The organism is Edaphobacter flagellatus (genome assembly GCF_025264665.1).
Lineage (GTDB): Bacteria > Acidobacteriota > Terriglobia > Terriglobales > Acidobacteriaceae > Edaphobacter > Edaphobacter flagellatus.
The window spans coordinates 1453234-1479257 of record NZ_CP073697.1 but is presented as its reverse complement, the minus strand read 5'-3'; the positions used below and the strand labels follow the sequence as shown (position 1 = coordinate 1479257).

At 56.5% G+C, this 26024-nt stretch carries 25 protein-coding genes; 14 read left to right on the top strand and 11 right to left on the bottom strand.

Annotated elements, in window-relative coordinates; translation table 11 throughout:
- Position 1: 1 nt before the first annotated feature.
- A complete protein-coding gene (locus KFE13_RS06255) occupies positions 2–937 on the bottom strand; it encodes a DMT family transporter (RefSeq protein WP_260706307.1) in 936 nt (311 codons plus the stop codon).
- Positions 938–1362: 425 nt separating this feature from the next.
- Here KFE13_RS06255 and KFE13_RS06250 point away from each other — a divergent pair, with 425 nt between their 5' ends.
- On the top strand, positions 1363–2754 hold the full coding sequence (locus KFE13_RS06250; RefSeq protein WP_260706306.1) for an acetyl ornithine aminotransferase family protein: 1392 nt from the start codon (positions 1363–1365) through the stop codon (positions 2752–2754).
- Here KFE13_RS06250 and KFE13_RS06245 read toward each other — a convergent pair.
- The 3 genes from KFE13_RS06245 to KFE13_RS06235 all read right to left on the bottom strand — a co-directional run bounded on the left by KFE13_RS06245 (position 2751) and on the right by KFE13_RS06235 (position 6476).
- Entirely contained in the window at positions 2751–3194 is a 444-nt protein-coding gene (locus KFE13_RS06245; protein WP_260706305.1) for a MerC domain-containing protein, read from the bottom strand. The genes KFE13_RS06250 and KFE13_RS06245 overlap by 4 nt on opposite strands.
- 71 nt (positions 3195–3265) lie before the next feature.
- Complete coding sequence (locus tag KFE13_RS06240) at positions 3266–5989, bottom strand: TonB-dependent receptor (RefSeq protein WP_260706304.1); 2724 nt, start codon at positions 5987–5989, stop codon at positions 3266–3268.
- 139 nt (positions 5990–6128) lie between these two features.
- On the bottom strand, positions 6129–6476 hold the full coding sequence (locus tag KFE13_RS06235; protein ID WP_260706303.1) for a hypothetical protein: 348 nt from the start codon (positions 6474–6476) through the stop codon (positions 6129–6131).
- A 124-nt stretch (positions 6477–6600) separates the two neighbouring features.
- Between KFE13_RS06235 and KFE13_RS06230 the strand changes: the two genes are divergently transcribed.
- Positions 6601–7689, top strand: a complete 1089-nt coding sequence (locus tag KFE13_RS06230; RefSeq protein ID WP_260706302.1) for a hypothetical protein — start codon at positions 6601–6603, stop codon at positions 7687–7689.
- Here KFE13_RS06230 and KFE13_RS06225 read toward each other — a convergent pair whose 3' ends face one another.
- From KFE13_RS06225 to KFE13_RS06195, 7 genes are all read right to left on the bottom strand, one after another.
- Positions 7690–8766 carry a GGDEF domain-containing protein gene (locus KFE13_RS06225; protein ID WP_260706301.1) on the bottom strand — a complete coding sequence of 359 codons (1077 nt, stop codon included), beginning with the start codon at positions 8764–8766 and terminating at the stop codon, positions 7690–7692.
- 117 nt (positions 8767–8883) lie between these two features.
- On the bottom strand, positions 8884–9972 hold the full coding sequence (gene moaA / locus KFE13_RS06220; protein WP_260706300.1) for a GTP 3',8-cyclase MoaA: 1089 nt from the start codon (positions 9970–9972) through the stop codon (positions 8884–8886).
- 115 nt (positions 9973–10087) lie between these two features.
- Positions 10088–11056, bottom strand: a complete 969-nt coding sequence (locus KFE13_RS06215) for an electron transfer flavoprotein subunit alpha/FixB family protein (protein ID WP_260706299.1) — start codon at positions 11054–11056, stop codon at positions 10088–10090.
- Positions 11053–11820 carry an electron transfer flavoprotein subunit beta/FixA family protein gene (locus tag KFE13_RS06210; protein ID WP_260706298.1) on the bottom strand — a complete coding sequence of 256 codons (768 nt, stop codon included), beginning with the start codon at positions 11818–11820 and terminating at the stop codon, positions 11053–11055. The genes KFE13_RS06215 and KFE13_RS06210 overlap by 4 nt, the downstream gene beginning before the upstream one ends.
- Positions 11817–13808 carry a (Fe-S)-binding protein gene (locus KFE13_RS06205; RefSeq protein WP_260706297.1) on the bottom strand — a complete coding sequence of 664 codons (1992 nt, stop codon included), beginning with the start codon at positions 13806–13808 and terminating at the stop codon, positions 11817–11819. The genes KFE13_RS06210 and KFE13_RS06205 overlap by 4 nt, the downstream gene beginning before the upstream one ends.
- A 103-nt stretch (positions 13809–13911) precedes the next feature.
- Entirely contained in the window at positions 13912–14196 is a 285-nt protein-coding gene (locus KFE13_RS06200) for a hypothetical protein (protein WP_260706296.1), read from the bottom strand.
- 459 nt (positions 14197–14655) lie between these two features.
- Positions 14656–14928, bottom strand: a complete 273-nt coding sequence (locus KFE13_RS06195) for a hypothetical protein (RefSeq protein ID WP_260706295.1) — start codon at positions 14926–14928, stop codon at positions 14656–14658.
- A gap of 149 nt (positions 14929–15077) precedes the next feature.
- On the opposite strand from KFE13_RS06195, the gene KFE13_RS06190 reads away from it, so the two are divergent.
- The 12 genes from KFE13_RS06190 (at position 15078) to msrA (ending at position 25808) form a co-directional block, all read left to right on the top strand.
- Complete coding sequence (locus tag KFE13_RS06190) at positions 15078–15260, top strand: hypothetical protein (RefSeq protein WP_260706294.1); 183 nt, start codon at positions 15078–15080, stop codon at positions 15258–15260.
- Positions 15257–15988: an SIMPL domain-containing protein gene (locus KFE13_RS06185; protein WP_260706293.1), complete on the top strand. Its 732-nt coding sequence runs from the start codon at positions 15257–15259 to the stop codon at positions 15986–15988. Before KFE13_RS06190 ends, KFE13_RS06185 begins: the two co-directional genes overlap by 4 nt.
- Before the next feature lie 27 nt (positions 15989–16015).
- A complete protein-coding gene (locus KFE13_RS06180; RefSeq protein ID WP_260706292.1) occupies positions 16016–16822 on the top strand; it encodes an acyltransferase in 807 nt (268 codons plus the stop codon).
- A 21-nt stretch (positions 16823–16843) separates the two neighbouring features.
- The gene (locus KFE13_RS06175) at positions 16844–17542 is read left to right on the top strand and encodes a site-2 protease family protein (RefSeq protein WP_260706291.1); all 699 of its coding nucleotides are present in this window, start codon (positions 16844–16846) and stop codon (positions 17540–17542) included.
- Between the two features lie 36 nt (positions 17543–17578).
- Positions 17579–18748: a tryptophan--tRNA ligase gene (gene trpS / locus KFE13_RS06170; protein ID WP_260706290.1), complete on the top strand. Its 1170-nt coding sequence runs from the start codon at positions 17579–17581 to the stop codon at positions 18746–18748.
- A gap of 5 nt (positions 18749–18753) precedes the next feature.
- A complete protein-coding gene (locus tag KFE13_RS06165) occupies positions 18754–19719 on the top strand; it encodes a segregation and condensation protein A (RefSeq protein WP_260706289.1) in 966 nt (321 codons plus the stop codon).
- Positions 19720–19981: 262 nt separating this feature from the next.
- Entirely contained in the window at positions 19982–20455 is a 474-nt protein-coding gene (locus KFE13_RS06160) for a PEP-CTERM sorting domain-containing protein (protein ID WP_260706288.1), read from the top strand.
- A 168-nt stretch (positions 20456–20623) separates the two neighbouring features.
- On the top strand, positions 20624–22228 hold the full coding sequence (locus KFE13_RS06155; RefSeq protein WP_260706287.1) for an inorganic phosphate transporter: 1605 nt from the start codon (positions 20624–20626) through the stop codon (positions 22226–22228).
- Between the two features lie 142 nt (positions 22229–22370).
- The gene (gene scpB, locus KFE13_RS06150) at positions 22371–23399 is read left to right on the top strand and encodes an SMC-Scp complex subunit ScpB (protein WP_260706286.1); all 1029 of its coding nucleotides are present in this window, start codon (positions 22371–22373) and stop codon (positions 23397–23399) included.
- 21 nt (positions 23400–23420) lie between these two features.
- Positions 23421–24014 (top strand): hypothetical protein, encoded by a 594-nt coding sequence (locus KFE13_RS06145; protein WP_260706285.1) that lies wholly within the window; start codon positions 23421–23423, stop codon positions 24012–24014.
- A 93-nt stretch (positions 24015–24107) separates the two neighbouring features.
- Positions 24108–25052 (top strand): pseudouridine synthase, encoded by a 945-nt coding sequence (locus tag KFE13_RS06140; RefSeq protein ID WP_260706284.1) that lies wholly within the window; start codon positions 24108–24110, stop codon positions 25050–25052.
- A gap of 279 nt (positions 25053–25331) precedes the next feature.
- Entirely contained in the window at positions 25332–25808 is a 477-nt protein-coding gene (gene msrA / locus KFE13_RS06135) for a peptide-methionine (S)-S-oxide reductase MsrA (RefSeq protein ID WP_260706283.1), read from the top strand.
- The last annotated feature ends 216 nt before the right edge of the window (positions 25809–26024 follow it).

Sequence of the window (26024 nt, the reverse complement as noted above, 5' to 3'; positions counted from 1 at the left end):
GCTACCCCGCGTCGCAGGCAACGGAGTCTTCTGCCGGCACAGCGGTCCTGGGGAGCGCCGGAGCAGCTGCGGATGATTTGTTCATCAACACCAGTCCGGCGATGACGATTGCCACACCGATATATACCGTCCACAGGATAGGCTCATGCGCGACGTATCCCCAGAACAATCCCCAAATTGGCAGAAGGTAGGTCACGGCAGTGACGTGCGTTGAGGAGATGCGGCTTAGCAGGTCGTAATAAAGCAGGTAGGCAAGGCCGCTGCCTGCCAGTCCAAGCAGCACGGATGCGGCGACAGAGCTGGGCTGTATAGCCGTCGGATGTGTGCCGAAGAGGGCAACCGGCAGGATCATCAGCCATGCCAGCGAAAGCTGCGTTGTCGCAAGACCAATTGGATCGAGCCCTTTCAGCCGTGCTTTGGCGATAACGGTGGCAATGGCATAGCCAAGGCTCGCGATTGCGATAAAGGCGACTCCAAGAAAGAACTGTCCACGCGTAACAGCAGCATGTGCGTCGCGTCCATGGCTGAGAACCACGGTGACCACTCCGGCAAAACCGAGCAGAACGCCCGCGATGGTGTAGCGGCCTGTGCGTGTGCCCTGAACGGCAAGCGTCAGCAGCAGAGTCCAGATCGGCGTTGTCGCGTTAAGCACGGCTGCGATGCCGCTGGGGACAGTGCGCTCTCCCAGAGCGAAGAGACAGAAGGGCGCGGCATTGTTGAAGAATGCAACCAGCAGCAGGGTAACGATAAGGCGGCGAGGCGGCAACATACGCTTGCGCATCCAGAGAACAGTCCATAGAAACGCCGCTCCAAAGCTAAGGCGCAGAAACGCAACCCAGACTGGAGGAAAGCTGCGCCCGGTAATCTCAATAAGAATGAACGATGCTCCCCAAACTGCGGAGAGGAGAAGAAGCTGAAGCAGGTCACGCCGGTTCATACGGTGCTCCTGTGTTGTTTGTGGGTGCGTCGATACTGTGCAACAAGTGTTGTGTGCTCAGTTGTTTGTGCGTAGCTGTTGGATGTGTGAGGTCATATAAGGATGAAAAAAATCTGCTGCTGCATAAAATAGGCAGACGACTCTTATCGGGCCGCGCTATACTCCCGTGCACGGAGCCGCACATGCCTTTGGACATGATGATGATGGGTCTGACCACAAGCCTCCGCCGGGTGCATAGCCTTCCGGCAGGAAAGCTGAGAAGTCTGCCTGCTGTGCGCCGCCCCGGTCTGTTTGCCGACTAGCCTCTCGTCCTATTCTCCGACATCGCCATTTTCTGTCTGCCTGGTTTCGGCAGCAATGCTCTTCATCTGCGATGAACGGCAGGATGGCGCGTCCCAGGATGATCCAACGCGAGGAGAGAGGCAATGAGCACCATGACGCAGGAGCGCACACGTATCGCTACCGAAGCTGAGTTTGCCCAGTTCGGTCCGAAGTTGAAGATGCCGCTGCCAGGACCACTGGCGAAGAAGGCCGTAGCTGCAGATGAGAAGCTGATCTCGCCAAGCTATACGCGTGGCTATCCGTTGGTTGTGAAGTCAGGACGTGGTGTGCGAATCATCGACGTCGATGGCAACGAGTTCCTGGACTTCGCTGCGGGAATCGCTGTGAACTCGACGGGGCATTGTCACCCGGAGATCGTCAAAGCGATCCAGAAGCAGGCAGCGCAATTGATCCACATGTCGGGTACGGACTTTTACTACGAGAGCATGGCGCAGCTTGCAGAGCGGTTGTCGGCGGTTGCTCCTATGAAAGGGCCGCATCGTTTTTACTACGGCAACTCAGGTGCCGAGGCCGTGGAGTGCGCACTTAAGCTCGCACGCTACCACACCGGCCGTCAGAACGTGATCGCGTTTCTCGGAGCATTCCATGGACGTACGATGGGTGCGCTGTCGCTGACGGCGTCGAAGCCACAGCAGAAAAGGAGATTTGCTCCGTTCGTCCCTGGTGTTCACCATGTGCCGTACCCGTATGCTTTCCGCAACTATCGCGGCAGCGCCGAGGAGCAGGAAACTTATGCGCTCAATTGTGCGCGTTACATTGAGGAGCGGTTGTTCAAGACGATCCTTCCGCCCGAAGAGGTCGCGGCCATCATTGTTGAACCAATCCAGGGTGAAGGTGGATACGTGGTTGCTCCAGATAGCTTTCTGCGCGAGATTCGCAATATCTGCGACCGCCACGGAATCCTGATGATCGCTGACGAAGTGCAGTCCGGCGCAGGACGTACCGGTAAGTGGTGGGCGATGCAGCATACTGGCGTCGAGCCCGACATCCTCTGCAGTGCGAAGGGTATTGCCAGCGGTATGCCGCTAAGTGTCTGCATGGCTAAGGCCGAGGTCATGAACTGGGTGCCGGGTTCGCATGCTTCAACCTTTGGCGGAAATCCTGTTGCCATTGCTGCTGCGTTGGCAACGATGGACGTGCTCGAGCGCGAAGGCATCGCCAACGCGGCTGCCGTCGGAGAAAAAATGATGAAGCGCCTACGTTCGTGGATTGGCACGCATCGTCATGTCGGCGATGTGCGCGGGCGCGGATTGATGATCGGCCTCGAGCTGGTCAAAGATCAGCAGACACGCGAGCCCTTTGCCAAGCTGCGCGATCGCATCGTCGATCTTGCGTTTGAACATGGCTTGCTGATTCTCGGTTGCGGAGAGACCACGATACGCCTGTGTCCGCCACTGATCGTGAATCAGCATGAAGCGGATGTGGCACTCGACATCTTAGAAGAGTGCGTCGCTTCGGCCGGTAACTCGCTTTAGTGCATACGTGTCGTCTGGCACACATCCGTTTCTTCGCAGGCCGTACAGCGAAGGCAGAAGCTGCGGTTGAGCAGATGCGCTGCCACCAATATCAGCGAGCCGGAGACGCTCAATACCAGTTCCACCGACGGGCTCATCGCATTGCCTGCCCATGCAACGCAGAGAATGAGCAGCAACCCAATCGCGATGAGCCCAAGCAATGCTTTACGTCGGTGGATGCGATAGCCGGGAATAAACGCAGCTGCTCCAATCAAAAGGATGATGGCTGCCAGCAGGCGATGAACCCGGAGATCTCCAGGGAGATAAGGCAGGGCTCCAGGGAAGAGGCTGATAACGACCGGTGTCATCAGGCAATGAACGAGGCAGATGCCGGAGGCCATTGCTCCGGCGTGGTCCGTGTGACGGCGTAGCTGCGCCATCGATGCGGTGGAGATTCCCATCGTAGATAGTTCCTATTGAAATGTTGGAAGAGGGAGGCGCAGCCACTCGGACTGCGCCTCCGTGTGGTGCGTTAGAAGCTGTAGCTGATCTCGCCTGTGAAGGCTCGCGGGGTCACGTAGTGTGTTCCCGAGAACGTCGACAGGAAGTTGTACAGCGCATACTTGTTCGTTACGTTGACCGCCGTCAGACGCAGCCCGATCTTGTGCCTGTCTCCGTGGAAGAGATTGTCTTCGCCCAGAGCAATGTCAAATAGGTTGCGCGGTTGAATGCGAGGCGGGTTGTGATCATCGTTGCCCGTATTCGGAGCTGGGATGTGCAGCAGCGACGAAGTGAGCTGCGATGCGGGGCAAAGATCGGGTAGCGGATTCGTCGGTGTTGCGCGAACGCCGCCGCACGCCAGACCGGCCTGGAACTGCTGGTCTGCAGTCAGGCCGCTCAGGTCAACTGCAGGCGCACCATTAATGGTCAATGGGTTGCCGTTGCTGTCGAACGAGAAGTTGGAGCAGCCACTATTCGGATCGGTCACGTTATAGCAAGGTGTTGATCCGGCTACGAGACCGCTGTCATAGCGCCAGTTGAAACCGAACCAGGTGCTCTTGCGGAAGGGCAGCGCATACTGGATATGTGTGCTCTGGTTGAAGCGCTCATCGTGGTCGATGCGGAAGGGGAAGTTCGATCCAGGTGTGCCGGGCGTTGCACCGACGCCGCCAACCTGCGGATTGAAGAAGCGTGCTGCCACCGACGACATGACGACAAAGGCGCTGATGCCATGGGTCTCAGGTACATTCGCGCGAATGGCGAAGCCAGGGATCTTCGAGCTCTTCCATTCGATAGGAAAGGTGATCGGAGTTGCTCCGAAGACCGAGAAGTCATACGCATTGTGCGTGTACTTCCAGATGTACTCGGCGCTGACGACAAGATGTTTGCTGAAGGCCTGCTGGAAGCCGGCATGGAATTCGTTGCGGAAGCCTGGGTTGAACGGAGTAGGCTCGCACGGCCCAAGCGTCTCGAAGATGCCTTGAATCACCGGGTCATAGCAGCCGTTGGTGGAGAGAACAAGATTCTCGTTGAACGGAGTCTCCTGCGTGCGGGCATACGAGACGCGAAGAATCGTATTCGTGCGCTTGATGTTGTAGGAGAGGCCAACACGTGGCTCCGCCTGTTTCTGAACCGCAAGCCCGTTGTAGAAATCGCCACGGATACCGATGTTCAGCAGCCACGGACCCTTGGTGATCTGGTCCTGCGCGTAGAGCGCAAGCTGCTTCACGTCCGTCCGTCCGTGCCAGAAGTAGTTGGTGCCGCCGCGAGTCAGGTCATAGGGCAACAGAACGGGATTGAAGTTACTGTTGGCCTCAAGTCCGGCTCCTGCGCACTGCGCCGGATCGTTGTAACCATTCACCGGCGCTCCGGTTGAATCGACGCAAGGTGCATTCAGCCCGGGCGCGACAAGGCCCGTATGCAGGTTTTCACGAAGAAAGGTTTGCTGATACATGCCGCCGATCTTGACGTTATGAATGCCCTTGACCCAGGAGACATCGGCATGGGTGCCCGTATTGGTCAGCGTGCGATACTGCTGCACCGTCTCCTGTTGAATGGGGCCCAAGTCGGCAAGCGGGTTATTGCTCGGATAGTAGTTATAGGCATCGCGGCGAACATACGCGCCGAAATTCAACACCGTGTTCTGATTGATCAGGTTCGTCCAGGTCGGAGCAATGTTGAAGGTCTCGATCTTGGAGCGCTGATCGGCCCCACCCACTGGATTGCCAAACTGATCGAAGACGCTCATCGTGTCAAAGGAGTTCGGAGTCTGGAACCACGAACGCGTGTACTGCAGATTGGTGTGCAGTGAGTTGGTGTCGTTGAGTTGGAAGTCCACGCGATCGAAGATGTTCTGCTGGTTGCCCTTGTCGTGCAGCGTCTGAAACTCGGGCCCATCGAGGAAGCGTCCTGAGTTCAATCCACTGACGGCGACGAAGTTGCCCCACCGCTGACCACCGTACGCCACATTGCCATCAAGGCTTGCCGTGCCGAATGTGCCATAGTCCAGGGCAATCGATCCGTGGGGCGTTGTGACCCCTTGGCCGGAGCGTGTTGTCGCTTTAATGATGAGGCTGGTCTTGTCGCCGTACTCTGCTGTCGGTGCACCGCCAATCACCTCCAGCGATTGCACTGCGTCAGTGGGAAGCTGGTTGGAGAAAACCTTACTTTGCTGGTCCGTGATGGGCTGGCCATCAATGGAGAAGGAGTTTTCCGCGTGATCGCCCAGGCCGTGAAAGAGGCCGTTGGAGTCGGCCGTAACGCCGGGCGATGAAAGCGTGACCAGCGAGCTAAGCGAAGACGACTGGCTCTCAAGCGGCATGCGATCGATCGTGGATCGATCGACGTCCGTATGGAAGGTCGAATCGTTCTCAATAAGATCGGCGCCGGTATCGACCGTGACCTCGGTGGAGGCCTGAACAAGCCCCATTTGAATGGGCAGCACAACCGGAACCACTGTGTTCACATCGGTTGTTTTCGTGGATACGGAAAAGCCATCAGCCGTTACGGTGATGCGATAAGGGTTGAACGGGACGTTGTAGAAACGGAATTGACCTGTGGTATCCGTCCTCGCCGTGCGCGTATATCCGCTGACATGGTTGGCGATCTGAACCGTGGCTCCGGGGATAACAGCGCCGCTTGGGTCGGTCACCGTGCCGGATACCGTTCCCGAATTGCCCTGAAAGGCATGGGCCGAAACAAGTGCTGTGAAAAAGAATACAAATGAGAGAAGTCGTAAAACGACTGGCCTGCGCATGGCAAAACTCCTGTCGAGCTCGATGAGCTTCAAATGCTGAGAAACGCGATGCAGGTGCGGTGGAGCAGCTGCTCGTTGACAGGTAGGCGAAATAATTCGGGTGAAACGTCTTTCCGAAAACTGCTAATACCTGCAGGGACTAAGCGTTAGCCTGTGCAGGGGGAGGCCGGCTAGCCATCTCAAAGCGCCAGCGGAAGAGACGTTCCGCTTCAGCCGCGACGGAGTCGAGCCGTTGTATCGAAAGCGTTGGCTCGGGAGCAAACTGCTGCGGGGCCGCAAGCGCGGAGTGCATCGCAACGCAAAGCGGGCAATGATCGTCCGGCGCGGGGCTATGGGAGTTCTGTTGCTTCAGCGCGGAAAACTCGGCATGGGTATGCGAGACCTGCGCTGTGCTCATAACCGCGACGACCAGGATGCAGAGCAGCGCAAGAACACGCAGCCACATAGGCCGCGGTGCCTCCATACCGAATTGCGAGATGCGCTGCATAGGTTGTATCCGCTACATCCTGTTTAGCATAGTCAACCGGATGATCCAAATCCGGGGCTGCTTCTTTCACGCTCGCCGAAACGTCAAACCGGGTGCTGGGACTACACTGTGAAGGTCAGGATCTATGAGTAAGACGAATCACATGCCCGGAAAGTTTTCCCTTATTTTCCTGTTATTTGCCTGCGCATCTCATGCGGGCTCAGCAACTTTTGCAGGGTACGCAGCCGAGGGATGGCAACAAAGGCCGCTTGCTTCCAGCGATTCCGCCGCACCACATCGCACGCGATTGATTTTGAAAGACGGAAGCTACCAGATCGTCATGAGCTGGCAGCTGGTCGGCGACCGTGTCCGTTATGTCTCTGCCGAGCGTGGGGGAGCGCAGGAGGAGATACCTGCCGCCCTCGTGGATTTCGACGCAACCAAAAAATGGGAGCAACAGCACACAGCACGCTCCGGCGCCGATGCGCAGGAACCAGGATCTGTGCCTGGCATCGATCCTGAGCTGTTAAAGGAAGAGGCGGATCGTGCCTCGTTGACACCCGAGGTCGCTACCGATTTGCGCCTGCCGGAGCTGGATAATGTACTCGCGCTCGACACCTATCGCGGACAGCCACAGCTCGTGCCCCTGCCTCAATCCGATGGCGAGCTGAACCACAATACAGGACATAACATCCTGAAGGCCGCCATCAATCCGCTCTCCAGCTCGCACCAGTTGGTGCAATTAAAGGGAGAGCGATCGATGGTGCAGCTGCACATCGATCAGCCCGTAATTTATATCCGCATTGGAGACGCAGCCGTTGTTCCCAACGGCAGTACGCCTCTGACGGTCGATACGCACGGTGCCTCCACCGCGATCAAAGACCCGTATAGCGATCCAACCGCCAGCAGATATGTAATTGTTCGTGCCGATGTGCGTACCGGATCACGCATCGTGGCATCGTTCAAGATCAGCGCATTGGGAGGAGTCAAGCAGGACGAAGATCTTGTCGAGACAACAACGGAAATTCTTCCCGGCGGCCATTGGATGAAGATCACGCCAAAGCAATCGCTTATCTTCGGCGAATACGCGTTGATGGAGGTTCTCTCCGATCGCGAGGTGAACCTCGGTGTATGGGATTTCGGTATTCACCCGACTGCGCCGGCCAATCGCGATGCGATTCTTCCGCAACCGAAGCGGCCCTTCGCGCTGTCGCCTCGCCGGCCCGATCAATAGCTAGCGTGTACGTGAATCCGTCGATTTTGGCCGATCCATCAGGATGCCGCGGCCGACGACCGCAATATTGTCGCGCGTGGTCTTGGCTTCGTACATCATCGAATCGGCCGCGCGCAAAATCGTTGGAACCGTGTTTCCATCTTCGGGGAATGTAGCAAGACCAAAGCTGCCCGAAAGGCATAACGAAAGCCCGTTGCTTTCGAGGAATCTTGTCTTGCGAAGATCTTCATACAGCGCGACGGTGGCTCCAGTCGCTGCTGCCTTGCCCATGCCGGGAAGCAATGCCACAAACTCATCGCCGCCATAGCGAAACGCGGCGTTCCCTGGCCCCAGGGAACGCCGCATCAGGTTACCAACTTCAGCCAGCAGGCGAGTGCCAATAAGGTGGCCGTGTGTATCGTTGACGCTCTTGAAACGGTCCAAATCGATAAACAGCAGACTGAATGGATCTCGCTTGGCTACGGCCTCGTCGAGCATGGTGTAAAGATGACGTGCATTAAACAATCCCGTAGCATCGTCGGTAATCGTCAGCTCCTGAATCAACGTCATGGACTTGGCATTCTGGATCGCGATCGCTGCATAGTCGCAGAGGATGCGCAGAAACGATATCGAGTACTCCGACATCAGGTCCAGCTTGCTGTTCAGCAGCTGGATCACGCCCAGTGTCTTATTTCCCGAACGCACCGGAACGCAGGCAATGGACTGAATATTCAGATCAGGATGCTTGGCAGAGAAGGCAGCCCAGTGCGGATCAAGCTTGACGTCAGGAACGACCAGCGGATTTCCAGTAGCCGCAACCCAGCCTGCGACGCCTTCACCTATCGGCACGCGCAAACCGCGCAGACTGTCGGCGTTCTCGCCAACCGCAATGGCGTAGTACAGCTGATTGTTCTTTTCGTCGACCATGAGCATGGACCAGCGCTCCGGGCCGAAGAACTGCGCCATCTTTTCCATAATGGCGCTAAGAATCTCTTCAAGCTCAAGACTCGACGTGAGGGCCCGGGCGACATCATGGAACACCCGCAGGTGATCCATCTGTCGGCTTTCAATAACTTCGAACTGTCTTCGTTCTTTCAAGCACAGATCCTTACAGGTTTAGAGCGCAATGAGATTCTTGAGTAGATCCCGAACGACGGCAGTAATACAAAAAGGGTCTTGAGCTTTGATACTCCAGGTCAACTGCTGAGACCTGTTTCATCCACCAATATGGACCATATTGCGAGAGGGCTTTTCAAATCCTGCTTCTCCGATATGGTGCCTTGCTTCCTTCCGTAAGACGATACTACGGATATACATCCGCAGCATGTCATCTGTTTCACCGCGTACCATCCGTCCATATAGGTCGTGATCGCTCTGCGAGAACAGGCATGTGCGCATCTTGCCGTCGGAGGTCAGGCGAATGCGGCTGCAATGTCCGCAGAACGGACGCGAAACGGGTGCAATAATCCCGATCTCTCCCAGCCCATCGTCGAAGGTAAATCTGCGCGCTGTTTCACTTACGGTGTTTGCAGGAAGCTCGACCAGCGGGCGGAAAGCATTCAGGCGAGCGACCAGCTCGTCCATCGGAACCACGGTCTCCGGCTTCCAGCTGCGATCTTCCTCAAGAGGCATGAACTCGATAAAGCGTACGATCACACCTTCATTGCGCGAAAATTCTGCGAAGCGTTCGATCTGATGATCGTTGAAGCCACGCAGTAAAACGCAGTTGACCTTGACCGGTTCCAGCCCAACCTCTTTCGCTCGCCGTATGCCCGCCGTAACGCGATCGAAGCTCCGTGGTACGCGTGTGATCGCGGAGAAGGTCTCCGGATCGACGGCATCCATGCTGACCGTGATGCGGTTCAGCCCGGCTTCCTTCAGCGGCAACGCCAGGTCTTCCAGCAGATGCCCATTCGTCGTGAGCGCAACATCCAATGGATGGCCAGCATCCGTCAGGCTTCCATCTGAAAGATAGGCAGTCCGCATGGTCGAAAGCTCCCGAACCATCTCGACCAGGCCCTTGCGCAGCAGAGGCTCGCCGCCCGTCAGACGAATCTTCTCGATGCCCAGCGAAACAAGCAGGCGCACCATGTGCAGATAGGTCTCAATGGGAAGCTCTGTATACTGCGGACCTTCGTTTCCTGTCCGACAGTAGACGCATTTGTAGTTGCAGCGGTCCGTGATCGATACGCGCAGATCCGTAATGGCGCGGCCAAAGCTGTCCCGCAACCGTCCCTGCGGAGGATCCGGCTGCTGCGATGTGCGATCGTCTTCAACCGTCACAAGTTGGTTCGTCGTTGCCATCTGCACCACGATCTACTAACAGCTACGAGTATAGATGTCTGGCAAATGACTTGCGCTGAAACAGAAGAGCGACGCCAACAGACGTCGCTCTTCCCGTCAAATGAAACAGTCCGACTTAGCTCTTTGCCGCCTGCACCGCTTTGGTCAAAGCAGGAACAATCTCAAAGAGATCGCCGACAACGCCGTAATCGGCAACCTCAAAGATCGGTGCATTCTCATCCTTGTTGATCGCGATCACGGTTTTCGAACCCTTCATCCCAACCAGGTGTTGAATCGCACCCGAGATACCGACTGCGAGATACAGCTTCGGCGAAACCGTCTGTCCTGAGCTGCCGACCTGGCGTTCCATCGGCAGCCAGCCGTTGTCGCAGATAGGACGCGACGCCGCAAGTTCCGCCCCCAGCGCCGTAGCCAGCTCTTCGACGATGCCGATATTGTCCTGTTCGCCGATACCGCGCCCGACCGAGACAATGACCGGGGCCGCCGTCAGGTCAACCGTCTGTGCCGATTCACGGAACCGCTCGCCCGGCTTGTTGCGGATCTTCGCCGCATCCAGTTCCGGAGCAAAACCCTCCATCGCAATCGCGGAGGCATCCGCGGCCTCAGCGCGAAAACTTCCTGCCTGTACCGAAACAAAGCACGGCCCGCTCGACGTCTGCCTGTAATCCGCGTTCAACTTGCCCTGCAGCAACTGACGCACAAAGACCGGCCCCTCATGAATGGCTATCACATCGCTGATCAGCACCTGCTTAAACCGCGTCGCCAGAGCAGGAGCAAAATCGCGCACCTGGTACGTATGCGGAAATAGAACAAACGCCGGATCAAGCTTCCGAATCAACTGCTCAAGCGCCGTCGTGAATCCATCCGACGTGTAATCCTTCAGCAGCGCATGTTCAACCGCATAGACAGCCTTTGGCTTCGCGGCCGTTGTCCACTGCAATGACTGAACCCCGTCGCCAACCACTGCGGCCGAGCACTCCGTCCCCAGCTTCGCGGCAAGCTGCATTCCTGCTTCGAGAGCCTCAAAGCTCATCGAATTCCACGCGCCTCCGCGCTGCTCCAGTACAACCAGAACTCCGCTCATATCACCCTCACCTCAAACTTCAGCTTCTCGACAATCTGCGCCGCCACCTGATCCGGCGAGCCCGTCAGCATCTCCGTCTTCTTCTGCTTCTCCGGCAGATACACACGCTCCAGCGCAATCGCCGGACTCGCCGTAGCCGCCGCAGCGCCCACCGTCTTCAGCTCCTTCGTCTTCGCCTTCTTGATGCCCATCAGCGTCGCATAGCGTAGCTTGTTGCCACCCGATTGAATCGTCAGCAGTGCTGGCAAAGGCATCTCGACATGCTGGAACCAGCCATCCTCCAGCTCGCGCTTCACCTTCAGACCCGCGCCCGTCGTCTCAACCTGCATGATGATGGTCGCGTGCGGAATGCCAAGCAGCTCGGCCAGCACAACGCCGGTCTGCCCCAGGCCAAGATCGTCCGACTGCAGGCCCGTCAAAATCAGATCAGGAGACTCTGCCTTCACCGCATCCGCCAGAATCTGCGCAACGCCGAGCGTGTCACGCGAGCCCAGATCATCTGCCTCGATGTGAATCGCGCGGTCAGCACCCTTGGCAAGAGCCTCGCGCAGCGTCGTCTGCACGCGTTCCGGCCCGGCGCATACCACGATCACTTCGCCCGTGCCGTTCTTCTCCTTCAACTGCAACGCCTCTTCCAGCGCATAGGCGTCCGGCTCGTTGATGGTGTAGTTCAGGTCGTCCTCTTCAATCCACTTGCCGTCCGCAGCAACGCGAATCTGCGCGTCTCTCTCCGGCACCTGTTTGATCGCTACAACAATCTTCACTGCACTCCTCCAGCTTCCTTTTGCTCCATTGCAGGCAACGCCCGCGCCGTCAGTTGTGCGATGTCCAACAGCTGCGGCGGAGCATCGCTCACCGCTGTCAGCGCATCGCGAAACATCGTATTGCAGAACGGACATGCCGTGCCCACCACCTTCGCGCCCGTGCCTGCCAGCTCCTTCGCGCGAACATGGCTCACCCGCTCGCCCTGCTCTTCACCCAGAAAGGCCAGCCCGCCCCCCGCACCGCAGCAGAAGCTGCGTTCATGCGAACGAGGCGCCTCCACCAATGTGCCGGCCTGCTCCACCACCTCGCGCGGCTCCGCATAGATATCCTGATAACGCCCCAGATAGCACGGATCGTGATAGACAATGCTCTCGCCGCTCTGCTTGGGTAAGCGGTCCTTATGCCGCGCCATGAACTCCGAGTGATGCTCGATCTCCGGAGCCACTCCAAACTCACGCCAGTCATTCGCAATCGTGCGAACGCAATGCGGACAGATCGCGACGATCTTCTGTACTTTCGCCGTCTCAAAAGCCTTCAGCCCGTTCTCCGCCAGCGTCTGAAAGACAAGATCGTTGCCCAGCCGCCGCGCCGGATCGCCCGTGCACTTCTCCTTCTTCAACACGCCAAAGCTCGTACCCAGATGCTGCATCACGCGCGCGAAGTCGGCGATGATCTCGCGTCCCTTTGGATCGTATCCGCCCATGCAGCCCAGCCACAGGCAATACTCCTGCGTGCCGTCGAAGATCGGAAACTGCTGCTTCTGGATAAACTTGTCGCGCTCCATCGCGCTCAGCCCCAGCGCATTGCCGTTCTTCTCGAGCGCGAGAAAGAGCTTCGTCCCGTAGTCGTCCTCCCACGCGCCCGTGTTGGTCGCGCCCCGCCGCAGACCCACGATGATCGGCACATGTTGAATTCCTACCGGACACTGATACTCGCAGCTTCCGCATGTCGTGCACTCAAACGCAGCCTCCATGCTCAGCAGCCGCTGGTGCGGATCGGTCGGCGCAGGCGTACGGCTCTCTGCAAGCAGCGCCACCTCCGACGCCGGACCAAACTCGTTCAGATAGCTCCGCATCCCCAGCACAATCTCTTTCGGATTAAGCACCTTGCCGGTCGTGGCTGCAGGGCAGTGCTCCGTGCAGCGTCCGCACTCCACGCAGCTGTATGTCTGTAGCGAAATCAGCTGCGTCACATCCTTACCCGCAACCAGTCCGAAATCCTCATCGCCCGTCAGCGGAGGAATCTTCGCAAACCCATCTCGTTTGAAGAAGACCGTGATCGGCGACAGCACAAGGTGCAGATGCTTCGTATGCGGAATGAGCGGCAGAAAGATCAGCAGCGCCAGCGTGTGCAGCCACCACAATGCCTTGACTGTGCTCCCGCCATCATCGACGAAGAACGCTCCAAGATAAGTCACCATCAGCACGAAGATGAGGAAGGCGATAAAGCCCGACTCATACGAGACCTTCGTGCCCAGCCACACGGGCCGCACAAAAAATCGCCGGACGAACAATCCTGCAATCGATACCGCCACAAGCAACGCCCACACCGCGGCAAATATGAAGTAGAAGCGCCCCACAAGACTGGTAGGAGGAAGAAAGCCCAGTCCTAGCCCGTTCGCCATGTGGTTCAGGCTCACCAGCGCAAACGCAAGAAATCCCCAGAACACAAAAGCATGCGCAAGTCCGGGCAACGGTCGCTGACGAATCACCTTGCCCTGGCAGAGGACCTCCCAGAAGAAATCCCACACGCGCCGCCCGATCGGGCTCAGCGAAAAATCAGCATCCTTCTTCGACCGCAGAATATTGCGCAGGATCGGCCCGAAGCGCCAGAAAAAAAGTCCTGCCGAGGCAAGCACGCAAACGACAAGCAACGCCGACTCAAGCATGGAGAAGTGCTCCGGCTCGGCCAGCGTTGCTGAAAGATGCAATCCCTGTTGTTGAAAAAAAAGAAAGGTTCCCGCAAAGCCACGGGTACCTGCCGTCACTCCAAGCGCCTCTCCAACCATCCGAACCTGTCCGCGAACGACGGTATCAACCGTCGCCGCTCTTTCGAATCATCTTCCGGGGCCGCCCGAGCGACTCAGCAGCTTAGTAGCTGATGAACTCGTTTGTGCCACGGCGCAGACGGATGCCTGTCAGCAGGAAGATCACCGCAAGTGCACCTGTGATCGCGTCCCAATACACCATGGGATGTGCCCAGCCCGGCGAGAGCGTGAAGTCCTGGCCAGCCCACAGTGTCACCAGCGTAAACACGATGAGGCACTGGAAGCCAACTACCAGGAAAAGCTGGCCGCGACGACGCCGCTTGTCCAGCAGCTCAACCTCGTCAGGGCTCAGGTTACGTTCGTCGATGGGCAGCAGCGTATTCGCCATGGATCTTTATTTCTCCTGCGTAATCTTCCGGGTTCGAAGTGCTGATTCTTCTATGAGGAGCATCAGCTTCCGCTCTCATTAAACCATAGCCTTCTGTGCGCAACGATTACCGGCCAACCTGCAGGCGAAACCAACCTCCGTCCAGCGGCGAAAGCATAACTGAATAACCATTCATTCGTAAAGTGGCAGCCGGAACGAAAATCCTGTCAAGTCCCCAAAAATTGCAACTACCTCATTCCAAATCAAATAGAGTGCATAAAATCTGCCGATTAGTTTGCGGCTCCCTGCTAGACTTTAAACAGATCAAAGCAAAAGCCCCGGCCAAAGTGCCGGGGCTAACTCGTTTCGAATCAATATTTTTGTACTTAAGTCGTATGTTTTGAATATTTTACCCTGTGCAAATCGTATAAATCATTGAATCAAAATGATTTGGCGCAAGAACAAGGGGGGGGAGGGGGGCTAAATGAACGCGACCGACTGGATGCCCACGACCTCGAAGCGTTTTCTGCAACGAACGTTCTTGCAGCCCACCATATCGTCGCGTCGCACCATGTAGCTTTGTGCCTTGGCAAAGCGTGCGCGATCGCGATCGTCGGCTCCACGCGGAAGCTGCGCTTTCTTGCGGCGCACCACCCAGCTCAGCTCATACTCAGCCTGCTGGCCGCAGTGTGGGCAGGTCATTGCGTGAGTCCGCTGCTCCGCACGCTCATCAAAAAAATCGCGCTCTTCCATTTCTCCGCACCTCGTCGAAGGGTGCGCGATGGTTTTGCCGTCCACACCACTTCGCAGCATCCGGCAACGACCAGACGCTGCGATCAAAGTATTGCATAATCGCAGAGGGCCTGGCTGCGCCATGCAAGACTGCCTGAGGAGTCACAGAGATGAGCAAGGCGAAGAAGCAGGTTTTTTCCGCAGTCAAAGCCGTCAAGTCGAACGCGCGTGACCGCGTCGGAACGCCGCCTGCCGAACGGGTGATTCCAGACCCGAAGCAGAAGCGCACCGATAAGCCAAAACACAAGGAAACCCTGGCCGATCTGATCGGCCGTACAGGAGAAGAGGCATGAATAAATTTCGGTCCGGAGTTTTCGTCGCAGCGCTTGCAGCGCTGACTTCAACATGCATCGCGCAGACGATCCAGGTCAACCGGGACAATCGCACGATTGCAATCACGGCGACCGACAAGGTCACGCTGATGGCCGATCAGGCAACCCTGCACATCGGCTTCATCGCTTACGGTCCGGACTCGAATACTGCTTACGCCAGCGGTTCTCGCACCTCGAACGCCATCGTCAAGGCGCTCGTCGCGGCGGGCGTTCCCAACGACGCAATCCAGAGCGAGAACCAGCAGCTTGCGCCTGTGCAGAACTACCAGCTCGACAAATTGACCGAGGCGCAGAAGGCGCAGCGTCAGTTCCAGGTAACGCAGAGCTGGACCGTGAAGACGGCAGCGAATGATGCCGCGAAGCTACTCGACGTTGCCGTGAAGGCCGGAGCCAACCAGTCAGGCTCGATCGACTGGAGCATGAAGGACGAGAACACGCCCGACGCCGAAGCCGCCGCCAAGGCCCTGAAGCGGGCTCGCGCGCAGGCCGAGCAGATGGCTGCAAGCCTGAACGCCAAACTGGGCTCGCTGCTGTACGCAAGCAACGAGGTACAGCCTTCCGGCCCGCGCCCGGTGATGTACGCCAAGGCAGCAGCTCCTATGGCAATGGACAGGGTCGAGCCGCTGGCCATCAACCCGCGTGAGATCGAACGCTCAGCAACCGTCTACGCTGTCTTTGCGATTGAGTAATGTGAGCCTGCTTTAAAGGAAAACAAAATGCCCGAGTACAAATATCGCGAACTGAAGCCGACTCCCGAGGCCGAGGCAATCTACCGCCGCTGGCTCGCCAACCTCAACGAGGAGTTCACGCGGCACCAGTCAGCCGACCGCCGCTCCGACATCGTGCGCGATGAGCTGTACCAGATCTATCTCGGTAAACAGCACGGTGGCCGCATGAATGCATTGCTGACAAGCGAGCTTGCGACCAACGTGCTGACCGAGTCCTTCGATCCGCGCAACATCACGCTGGAGCCGGAATACTACGGCGACATCGATCCTGAAAAGTATGCCGTTCGCAAGCCGCTGATCTGGTTCTGGCAGATGTTCGACCGCTCGCCGCTGGGGCTGAACCACTGGCTTGGCTTCAAGTTCCGCTGCATGCTGGGGAAACACATCTTCAAGCACATGGGCAAAGGCGTGAAGATCTTTCACAACGTCGAGTTCACCTTCGGCTACAACCTGACGATCGAAGACAACTGCACCATCCACAAGAACGTCATGCTCGACGACCGCGGCGAGATCATCCTGCACGAAGGTTCCAGCGTCTCCGATTACGCCAACATCTATTCGCACACGCACAACATCAACGTGCAGGCCGATGTCACCAATAAGCCCACGGAGATCGGTCCCCGCGCCCGCATCACCTACCACGCAACGGTGCTTGCCGGCGCGAACGTGGGCGAAAACGCCATGCTGGGTGCGTTTGGGCTGGCAACGAAGCCTGTGCCGGCGGGAACCGTCTCCGTTGGTATCCCCGCCAAGGCAAAGATGCAGAAAACCGACCAGGATCCGGCAGGGAACTGAGATTCGGTAAGCTAAAAGAGTATGAATCAGGAAGTCGTTCTCATCCTCATGCAGGTTCTGGCGCTGATCATGGCTTTCAGCGTGCACGAGTGCGCTCACGCCTGGACAGCATGGCGGCTGGGAGATCCGACAGCCCGCATGTTGGGCCGCGTAACGTTGAATCCCATGAAGCATCTCGATCCGTTCGGTTCGGTGCTGATGCCGCTGGTCGCGCTCGTCTACCATTGGCCGCTGCTTGGCTGGGCCAAACCAACGCCGGTGACGCCGCGCAACTTCAAGAACTATCGCCGCGACGACATCCTGGTGACGATTGCCGGACCCATCAGCAATCTGCTGCTGGCTACGCTGGCCCTGATCCTGCTGCTGATCATCAAGCATGTCGTGCCAGGAGGAGCCGTATCTGTATTTACGGCGATGGCTCTCGCCATGCACATGCCGGTCTCGACCGAGAATCTTCCGGCGTTGTTCCCGCTGGCGCTGCTGCTGTATTTCATCATCCTGATCAACCTGCTGCTGTTCGTCTTCAACCTCGTGCCGTTTCCTCCGCTTGACGGAAGTCGTATTCTGCGCCACTTTTTGCCGTATAGCGCGCTGCAGGTCTATGACCGCATGGGCGTCTTTGCCCTGTGGATATTTATGTTGGTTGCGGGTGGCTTCATCTTCCGCATCTTTCTGGGGCCGCTCCTCTCCATCTTCGATAACCTCCTGGCGGTGCTCTAAGGGGCGGCATTCCCGTATCATCTTGTATTGACCGTAATGACAGATAACTCCGTTACCACATCACGTCCGCGCGTCCTCAGCGGCATGCGTCCCACCGGCAAGTTGCACCTCGGCAACTATATGGGCGCGCTCTACAACTGGGTGAAGCTGCAGCACCAATATGAGTGTTATTTCTTCATCGCCGACTGGCATGCGCTGACGACGGGTTACGCTGACACATCGAGGCTGGCGAAGGACACACTGGAAGTGGCAATCGATTTTCTCGCCGCTGGTCTCGACCCCAATCTGTCGACGATCTTCGTGCAGTCTCAGGTTCCTCAGCACGCTGAGCTTCACCTTTTACTGAGCATGATTACGCCGCTGAGCTGGCTGGAACGAGTTCCGACCTACAAGGACCAGCAGGAGCAGCTCAAAGAGAAGGACCTCGCCACGTACGGATTTCTCGGGTATCCGTTATTACAGTCCGCCGACATCCTTCTTTATCAGCCCAGTTTTGTTCCCGTGGGACAAGACCAGGAGGCGCATGTCGAGCTTACCCGCGAGGTCGCTCGCCGCTTTAATCAGTTCTATCCCGGCGATTTCTTCCTGAGTCCTGAAGCAAGACCCTGGGAGCTTCCGGCGATTGAAGAGAAGGCGCGAAAACTTGCCGACGATAAGAACAAGACCACGTTCACCGCGCACGAATTGTTTTCCGCAGCGCAACAGACCAAGAAGCTCACAGGCTTCGGACGTGTCGAGGTATTGCCCGAGCCGAAGGTGTTGCTGACGCCGTCGCCAAAACTGCCAGGCACCGACGGCCGCAAAATGTCCAAAAGCTACAAAAATACGATTGAGCTTTCCGACTCCGAATCGTCGATACGCTCCAAGCTGAAGACGATGGTGACCGATCCTGCGCGTGTGCGCCGCGAAGATCCGGGCAATCCCGACGTATGCCCTGTCTTCGATTTACATAAAGTTTTTTCTACGCCCGAAACGCAGCAGAAGGTTCGCGAGGGATGTACGACCGCAGGCATAGGCTGCATCGAATGCAAAGGATGGGTAGCAGATGCTATCGTCCGGGAGATCGCACCTATTGCGGAGCGGCGCAGATACTTTGAATCGCACCTCGATGAGGTAAAGAGCATTCTTCAGGACGGCAATCGGAAGGCCGCAGCAAGAGCAGCGCTCACCATGAACGAGGTCAACCGGGCAGTGGGGCTTCAGTAAATTTTATGGCAGACGAAACACTTCATCCCGAATCCGAATCGCGTGTGGATCATGCATCGCAGCCCGAGCAGGTATCCGAGTCGACGCCTGTGGATGCAAATCAGGAAGCCTTCGCGCTGAAGCATCCTGTGCCTGCGCCGCAGCCTGAGCCGAAGCGTAACGCCAAGGACAAAGATAAGGAAAAAGAGGAGGCGTCCCAGTCTCCCTTCTCGGTGATTGTGGGACAGGTCTATGATGGTCCGCTCGACCTGCTGCTCGATCTTATCCGCAAGCAGAACATCGATATCTACGACATTCCGATTGCTCGCATTACACAGCAGTTTCTCGAATACACACATAAGCTGCAGCAGACCGACGTTGATGCAGCGGGTGAATTCATCTATACGGCTTCACTGCTGATCCACATCAAGTCGAAAATGCTGTTGCCCCGTGATCCGAGCGATGTTGTAGGAGGCGAGGCAGAAGATCCACGTCGCGAACTCGTCGAACGGCTGCTCGAGCACGAGCGCTTCAAAGCTGCAGCGCAGATGCTGCTGCAGAAGCAGCAGATTGAAGAGGCCACGTGGACGAATCCGGGGATTCGCGAGTTCCGCGAGGATGCCGAGTCAGAGCGCGAAATCGCCGCAGATACGGTAGACCTGGTGCGTGTGTTTCAGGACATCCTCGACCGCATGCGTAAACGTCCGGTACTGGATGTCGATGAGGAATCGGTCACGGTCGCGCAGATGATTAACTACGTGAAGCAGCGCCTGGTGATGGAAGACAAGCCGGTATCACTCCGCCGTCTTCTGCACAACACGCATACGGAGCGCGCTCTGATCTGCATGTTCCTCGCGATGCTGGAGTTGGTAAGGTTGCAGGCTGTGTTGCTGCATCAACCTGTTCAGCAAGGAGACATCCTGATCAAGAAGACAGACAATTTCGATCAGGTTTTTGCCGATCAGCAACAGGCTCGCGACGATTGGCGCTAAGTTCTTGAAATCGTGTTGCGCGGAAGTTTTTTAAGGAATATTCAACTTTCTTGCGGCAACGCGCAGGCTGCTGCTTGCGTCTTCCATGAGTAAGCGAAAAAGTCACTGGGCTTGAAAGCCGCCCTTTGAGAGAGTCAGCAGCAAGCAGCTGACCCCAGAGAAAGCAGACTTCATTTCATTCAATCCATCCTCATCTTGAGGAGAGATTGTTCCTGCCGAATACAAATACCACCATCTGGATTTGTTCCGGAAAGGGCCCCTTATGCGTCCTCTGTTACGTGTTGTCGTACTACTGTTCGCGACTCTATCCCTTCCTCTAGTGGCTCATGCTGATCCGCTGACGTACGATTTCGTTACGTCGAATACACCTTACGGCATCATTACAACCTCGCTCCCCGCATCGCCCACGCCGCAGGCGTATACGGCAGACTTCTTCAAACTAAAGATCCCGCTTATCGTCGATGGTGATCCAATGACTATCCCGGTGAAGTTTTTTACGGCAGCCGCTGGCGGCGGAGCCAAAGGGCATGGGGTCCGCGAGAGAGGTCCGGTCTTGTTTACTGGTCCAACGTCTGACCCAACATTTCTGACGGGAACATTCAATTTTGATGGGTTTACTTTGACGATTAAGCCCGAAACTCCGCCGATTCCCGAGCCTTCAACCCTATTGCTGTTTGCAACAGGAGCTTTTGCATGTTGTTGGTTTCTCAAGAGACGTGTAGCTTTGCAGCAATAAACATTCCAATAACTCTATTCCGAGGTTGAAAATGCCCCTGCATCACACAGGGGCATTTTCTTTTGAGTTTCTTTACGGTCTTGTAACACTGCAGAAGCCTGGCAGAGCCTACATTGGTTCCACCGGCCCCAGTTTAACTTTGCGAAAAGACCTGCAGGTGACCCAAATATGGCAACTCCCGCAACATTGCCCCAAGGCTCGCTCCTCGATGAAAAACTAAAGAAATCTTCCCCGGGAAAGATCGGCGGTGTGATCTTTCTTATTCTGCTGCTTGGCGGCGTTTTTTACATCTTCAATCAGTTATCCAGTGATCTTTCAACGGTTCACGCGTCATCGATCTTTCCGTACTTTTTGCTCGGTGTCGCCCTGTTGATTGCGCTTGGATTCGAGTTCGTGAATGGATTTCACGATACGGCCAACGCTGTCGCGACGGTAATTTATACCCACTCGCTTGAGCCGCATGCGGCCGTTGTCTGGTCAGGGCTTTGGAATTTTATCGGTGTGCTTACCAGCTCTGGAGCCGTTGCTTATTCGGTGATCACCCTGTTGCCGGTTGAGCTGATTCTTAAGGTCAGTAAAGGCTCAGGCTTTGCGATGGTCTTTGCGCTGCTGGTTGCTGCCATCCTGTGGAACCTGGCTACGTGGTGGCGCGGATTGCCGGCCTCGAGCTCGCACACGATGATCGGCTCGATCATTGGCGTTGGCATCACGAACCAGATTCTGCATGGTGCAAGTGGTGTAAGCGGTGTGGATTGGGAGCAGGTGACAAAGGTCTTCAAGGCGCTGTTCTTCTCTCCGTTGGTTGGATTTGCGGGAGCTGCGCTGCTGTTCTTCCTCTTCAAACTGGCACTCCGCGATCCCCGCCTGTATGAGGCTCCAAAAGGGACGGAACCGCCACCGTTCTACATCCGCGCGCTGCTGGTGTTGACCTGCACTGGTGTTAGTTTCGCGCATGGTTCGAACGACGGCCAGAAGGGCATGGGTTTAATCATGCTCATCCTTGTGGGTACGGTTCCTACGGCGTACGCGCTAAACCACGCCGTCAGCACATCGCAGGTGCAGACCTTTGTTGCGATCTCGCAGCAGACGTCTGGTGCGATCTCGAACTATGTCGACAAAAATGCCGTAATTGCTGATTCCGGGCCTGAGCTGGAGCACTTCGTCTCCACGCATCAGTTCCAGTCAGGAACCATGCTGGCGCTGCAGCAGACGATCAATGATATCCAGAACGAGGTAACTCGTTACGGTTCGCTGGGTAAGGTTCCCTCGGAGATGCAATCCAACGTTCGCAACCAAATGTATCTGGTGAGCGAGACGATGAGGCTGCTGCCAAAGTACGGGCCGAAGATCTCTGATAACGACAAAAAGGTATTTACCAACTACAAGAGCTTCCTTGATCGCTCGACCAAGTTCATCCCGACATGGGTGAAGGTGGCCGTGGCGCTGGCTCTTGGTCTGGGGACGATGGTGGGCTGGAAGCGTATCGTTGTCACGGTCGGCGAAAAGATCGGCAAGACGCACCTTACGTATGCACAGGGAGCGTCGGCTGAGCTGGTGGCGATGTGCACGATTCTGGCAGCGGATAACTTCGGCTTACCGGTCAGTACAACGCATGTGCTCTCTTCGGGTATAGCGGGCACAATGGCAGCTAACAAGAGCGGACTCCAGATGTCGACGATGCGCGATATCGCTCTGGCCTGGGTCTTCACCCTGCCGGCGGCGGCGGTGCTCTCGGGAGTGCTGTACTGGCTGTTCAATATGCTGGCGAAGTAAGACAGGACAAAGAGGCGTTGCAGCGGTGGGAGTTCTCACGCTGCAACGCCTTTCTGCTGTGCAAAACCCGTCCCTAACCCTGCTGATTAAGCTCGATTCCACCTGATTTTCGCGGAGTCCGTTCTTATACACTCGAAGGGGAATGAGTCTCAAAGCCAAGATCGAAGCCGTCATCTACGCCTCAGAAGAACCGGTAACCCTCGCGCAGCTGATAGGGCTGCTTGGACAAGAAGCACAGGCCGAGCTGGACCAGCTAGCGGCCGCGCAGCAGGCTCTTGCGCTCGATAGCGAAATGGGGGATGCTGCCGAGGCCGATGACGAGGAGTCTCTCAATGCAGAGGCGCTAGGCGAAGAATCGCCTGCAACCGCTGATGCTGTAGCGGAGACGCCAGAGCCCATTGCGCCTGAAGCAGAAAAGCCTGAGGCTGCTCCGGAAGAAGACGCAGAGAAGAAGACAGCTCGCGAGTCGAAGGAAGAGAAGGAGAAGGCTCGGCGTTTGCGCGAGTACTTCCGTTCGTTGCTCGATCAATTGATCGCCGACTACGCTCATGGCGATCGCGGGCTTGAGATTCGCGAAGTAGCAAGCGGCTACCGGCTGGCGACGAAGCCCGAGTATCACGATGCGGTGCGTGGCTTTGTGAAGTCGCTGAAGCCGCCGCTCAAGCTGTCGCTGCAGGCATTGGAGACGCTTGCGGTCGTGGCCTATAAGCAGCCCATTACGGCACCAGAGGTCTCGGAGATTCGCGGTGTGGATTCGGGCGGCGTTCTGGGCAGTCTGATGACCCGCAAGCTTGTCACCACGGCTGGCCGCAAGCAAGTGATTGGCAGGCCGATCCTCTACAAGACGACCAAGGACTTTCTGCTGCGCTTCGGACTGAAGGACATCAACGAACTGCCTTCGATCGAAGAGTTCGAGAAGATGGCTGGCGAGCTGGCCGAGCAGGAAGAGATTCCGATGGAGGCTGGCGCGCCGGAGCAGGCAGAGCATCATGCTCCCGAATCGGCTGAAGAGCTTGAGCCGGAGCGTCACACGCATCTGGCGCAAGCCGACGGAAGCCCCGATCCTGTGGATGATCCTCTGGATGACGAGTTGCCGGAGGATGTCATGGAAGAAGGTCCGCTCGCTGAAGAGAATGTGGTGACGGTCAACTCCGCTGAATCGAAGGAATAAGCTCGCTGAGGCTAAATCTGCATGCAGCCAGGGTATCCGGTTCTCAATCAGGACATCTACCAGCATGTAAGGGTTGTGATTTCAATCATCGTAGGGCTGTGTATTACTACATTGCTCAGCGGATTTGCCCGTTTCGTGCAGCACCCTCGACGAGAACGCGTATCGATACTGCACCTTGGCTGGGCTTTTTCACTGCTCCTCTGGATCATCCATTTCTGGTGGTGGGAGTTTCGCCTCACCTTAGTGCCGCAGTGGAACTTTGCCCGTTATTCCTTTGTCATTCTTTATGCCATCCTGTACTACTTCCTTTGCACGCTGCTTTTTCCTTCGGATCTGAAGGATTATTCCGGCTATGAAGACTACTTTTTGTCCCGTCGCAGATGGTTCTTCGCCATACTGGCTATAACCTTTGTCGCCGACGTTATCGACACCGCCCTCAAAGGGGCAGGTTATCTGCACTCTTTCGGCATGGAATATCCGATTCGGATCGGCGTCAACCTTGCTCTCTGCCTGGCTGGAATGTGGACGAGCAACAAGCGTGTTCAGGTTGTCCTACTGACAACTGCGCTGCTCTACCATGTCTTTTTCATCATCACGCTTTACAGCACGCAATAAGCCTGGCTATACGCGGGAAGCCGCCAGCCGATACACTGACTATTGAAACATCAGAGACCGCGATGAGCAGCTCCGCGGTCAGAAGGTCAGATCATGCCGAAAAATACTCCCACCTCTAAATCAAAATCTTCAGAACATACGGATGCTCCCGCAGGCGAGCGTTTGCAAAAGATTCTTGCGCAGGCCGGTATCGCCAGTAGGCGTAAGGCGGAGCAGTTGATTCTGGAAGGCCGCGTCCAGGTGAACGGACAGACCGTCACCGAGCTCGGCACACGCGCCGATATCAGCCGAGATCACGTTCGGGTCGACGGCAAGCTGCTCCATGGACGCGAGCAGCAGCACTATTACATGCTCAACAAGCCGCGCGGGTATGTGACGACGCTCTCCGATCCGGAGAACCGCCCGACCGTCATGGATTTAATGGCAAAGAAGAAGGGTCCACATGGCGATTACGTTCGTCTATACCCAGTAGGCAGGTTGGACTATCTCTCCGAAGGTCTGTTGTTGATGACCAACGACGGAGATCTGGCCAATAAGCTGTCGAAGGCTGCCGCTGGAGTGGAAAAGACGTATCTGGTGAAGGTTGCCGGTGTGCCTTCTGCTGAAGGGATCGAGCAGCTGCGCCGTGGCATCATGATTGATCGCGGCCGGTTGAACGAAATTCGCAGCGGTCGCCGTGATCGTGTCATTACGGCTCCTGCGAAAGTCGAGCAGGTGCGCGGTGGCGATAATCCCTGGTACGAGCTGACGTTGACAGAGGGACGCAACCGGCAGATCCGCAAAATGTTTGAAGAGATCGGCCATCACGTCGAGAAGATTCGCCGTATCGGCTATGGTGCATTGCGACTCGATGTACCACCAGGAGAATATCGTGAACTGACTCCCGGCGAAGTGATTGCACTTGGACGTGCAGCCCGCGGACAGAAGGTGATGCCGAAGCAAACACCTCCGGAGTTCTCGCAGTTGAAGAAGCCTGTTCCACCGAAGTCATCCAAGCGCCGGTATCCGTCTTCTGGTCGAGCAAGACGCCAATCGTAATACTTTTGTATGAACCAAATGAAATACCGGGAAATACGGCGATTGTCCCATTTTTTGGGATGAGTTTTAAGGTTGTTGAAACAACCTGTTGATATCCCACAAAAGTTATTCACATACACATTGACACACCACGATGTGGACGCACAGAATTACTCCCGCTGTCATGTTCCCGTGGTGACAAACCACCCGCGAGGAGCATCCAATCCATATCGTCAGTGCTCAGGCACAACCGCCTACAGCCAACAGTACGAGGGTGCAGCAGGCAGCAAAGGAGTAGCAGTGGCAATCGAAAGAGCAACATTTGGAGCAGGGTGCTTTTGGGGTGTGGAAGTTAGATTCAACGAGGTGACAGGAGTCATCGACACAACAGTAGGATACGAGGGTGGGAAACTCGAACATCCGACTTATAAAGACGTCTGTACCGACCGCACGGGCCACGCTGAGGTCGTACAGGTAACCTTCGACAACTCTAGACTTAGCTACGATGCGCTGTTGGATGCGTTCTTCGCGCTGCATGATCCTACCCAGGTCAATCGACAGGGGCCGGATTGGGGAACGCAGTATCGCAGCGTCATCTTCACGCACAACGATGAACAGTTTCGTGCAGCGAAGATCAAGATCGCAGAGCTGAATGCCTCAGGTATGTATCGCGATCCTATCGCCACGCAGGTCGAACCTGCGCTGGCTTTCTGGAAGGCGGAGGAGTATCACCAGCGCTATCTCGAAAAGCGCGGCATGGTGAGCTGTCACATTTAGTCGTTCGTCGACTTCGCGAAGCAGATAGGAAAGGGCACCTGATCAGGTGCCCTTTTCTGCTGGGCTGATCGGCTTCTAGGAGGCATAGAAGAGGCCCATGATAGACTGTAAGTGCGTTAAGTGAGAACTTGGCTTTTCGCAAGGCTTCGCAGGTGAAGACTCCGGAATATGGAAGTTTTGGCCAGAGACTGCGATTGCCCCTCTCCCACCGCTTGT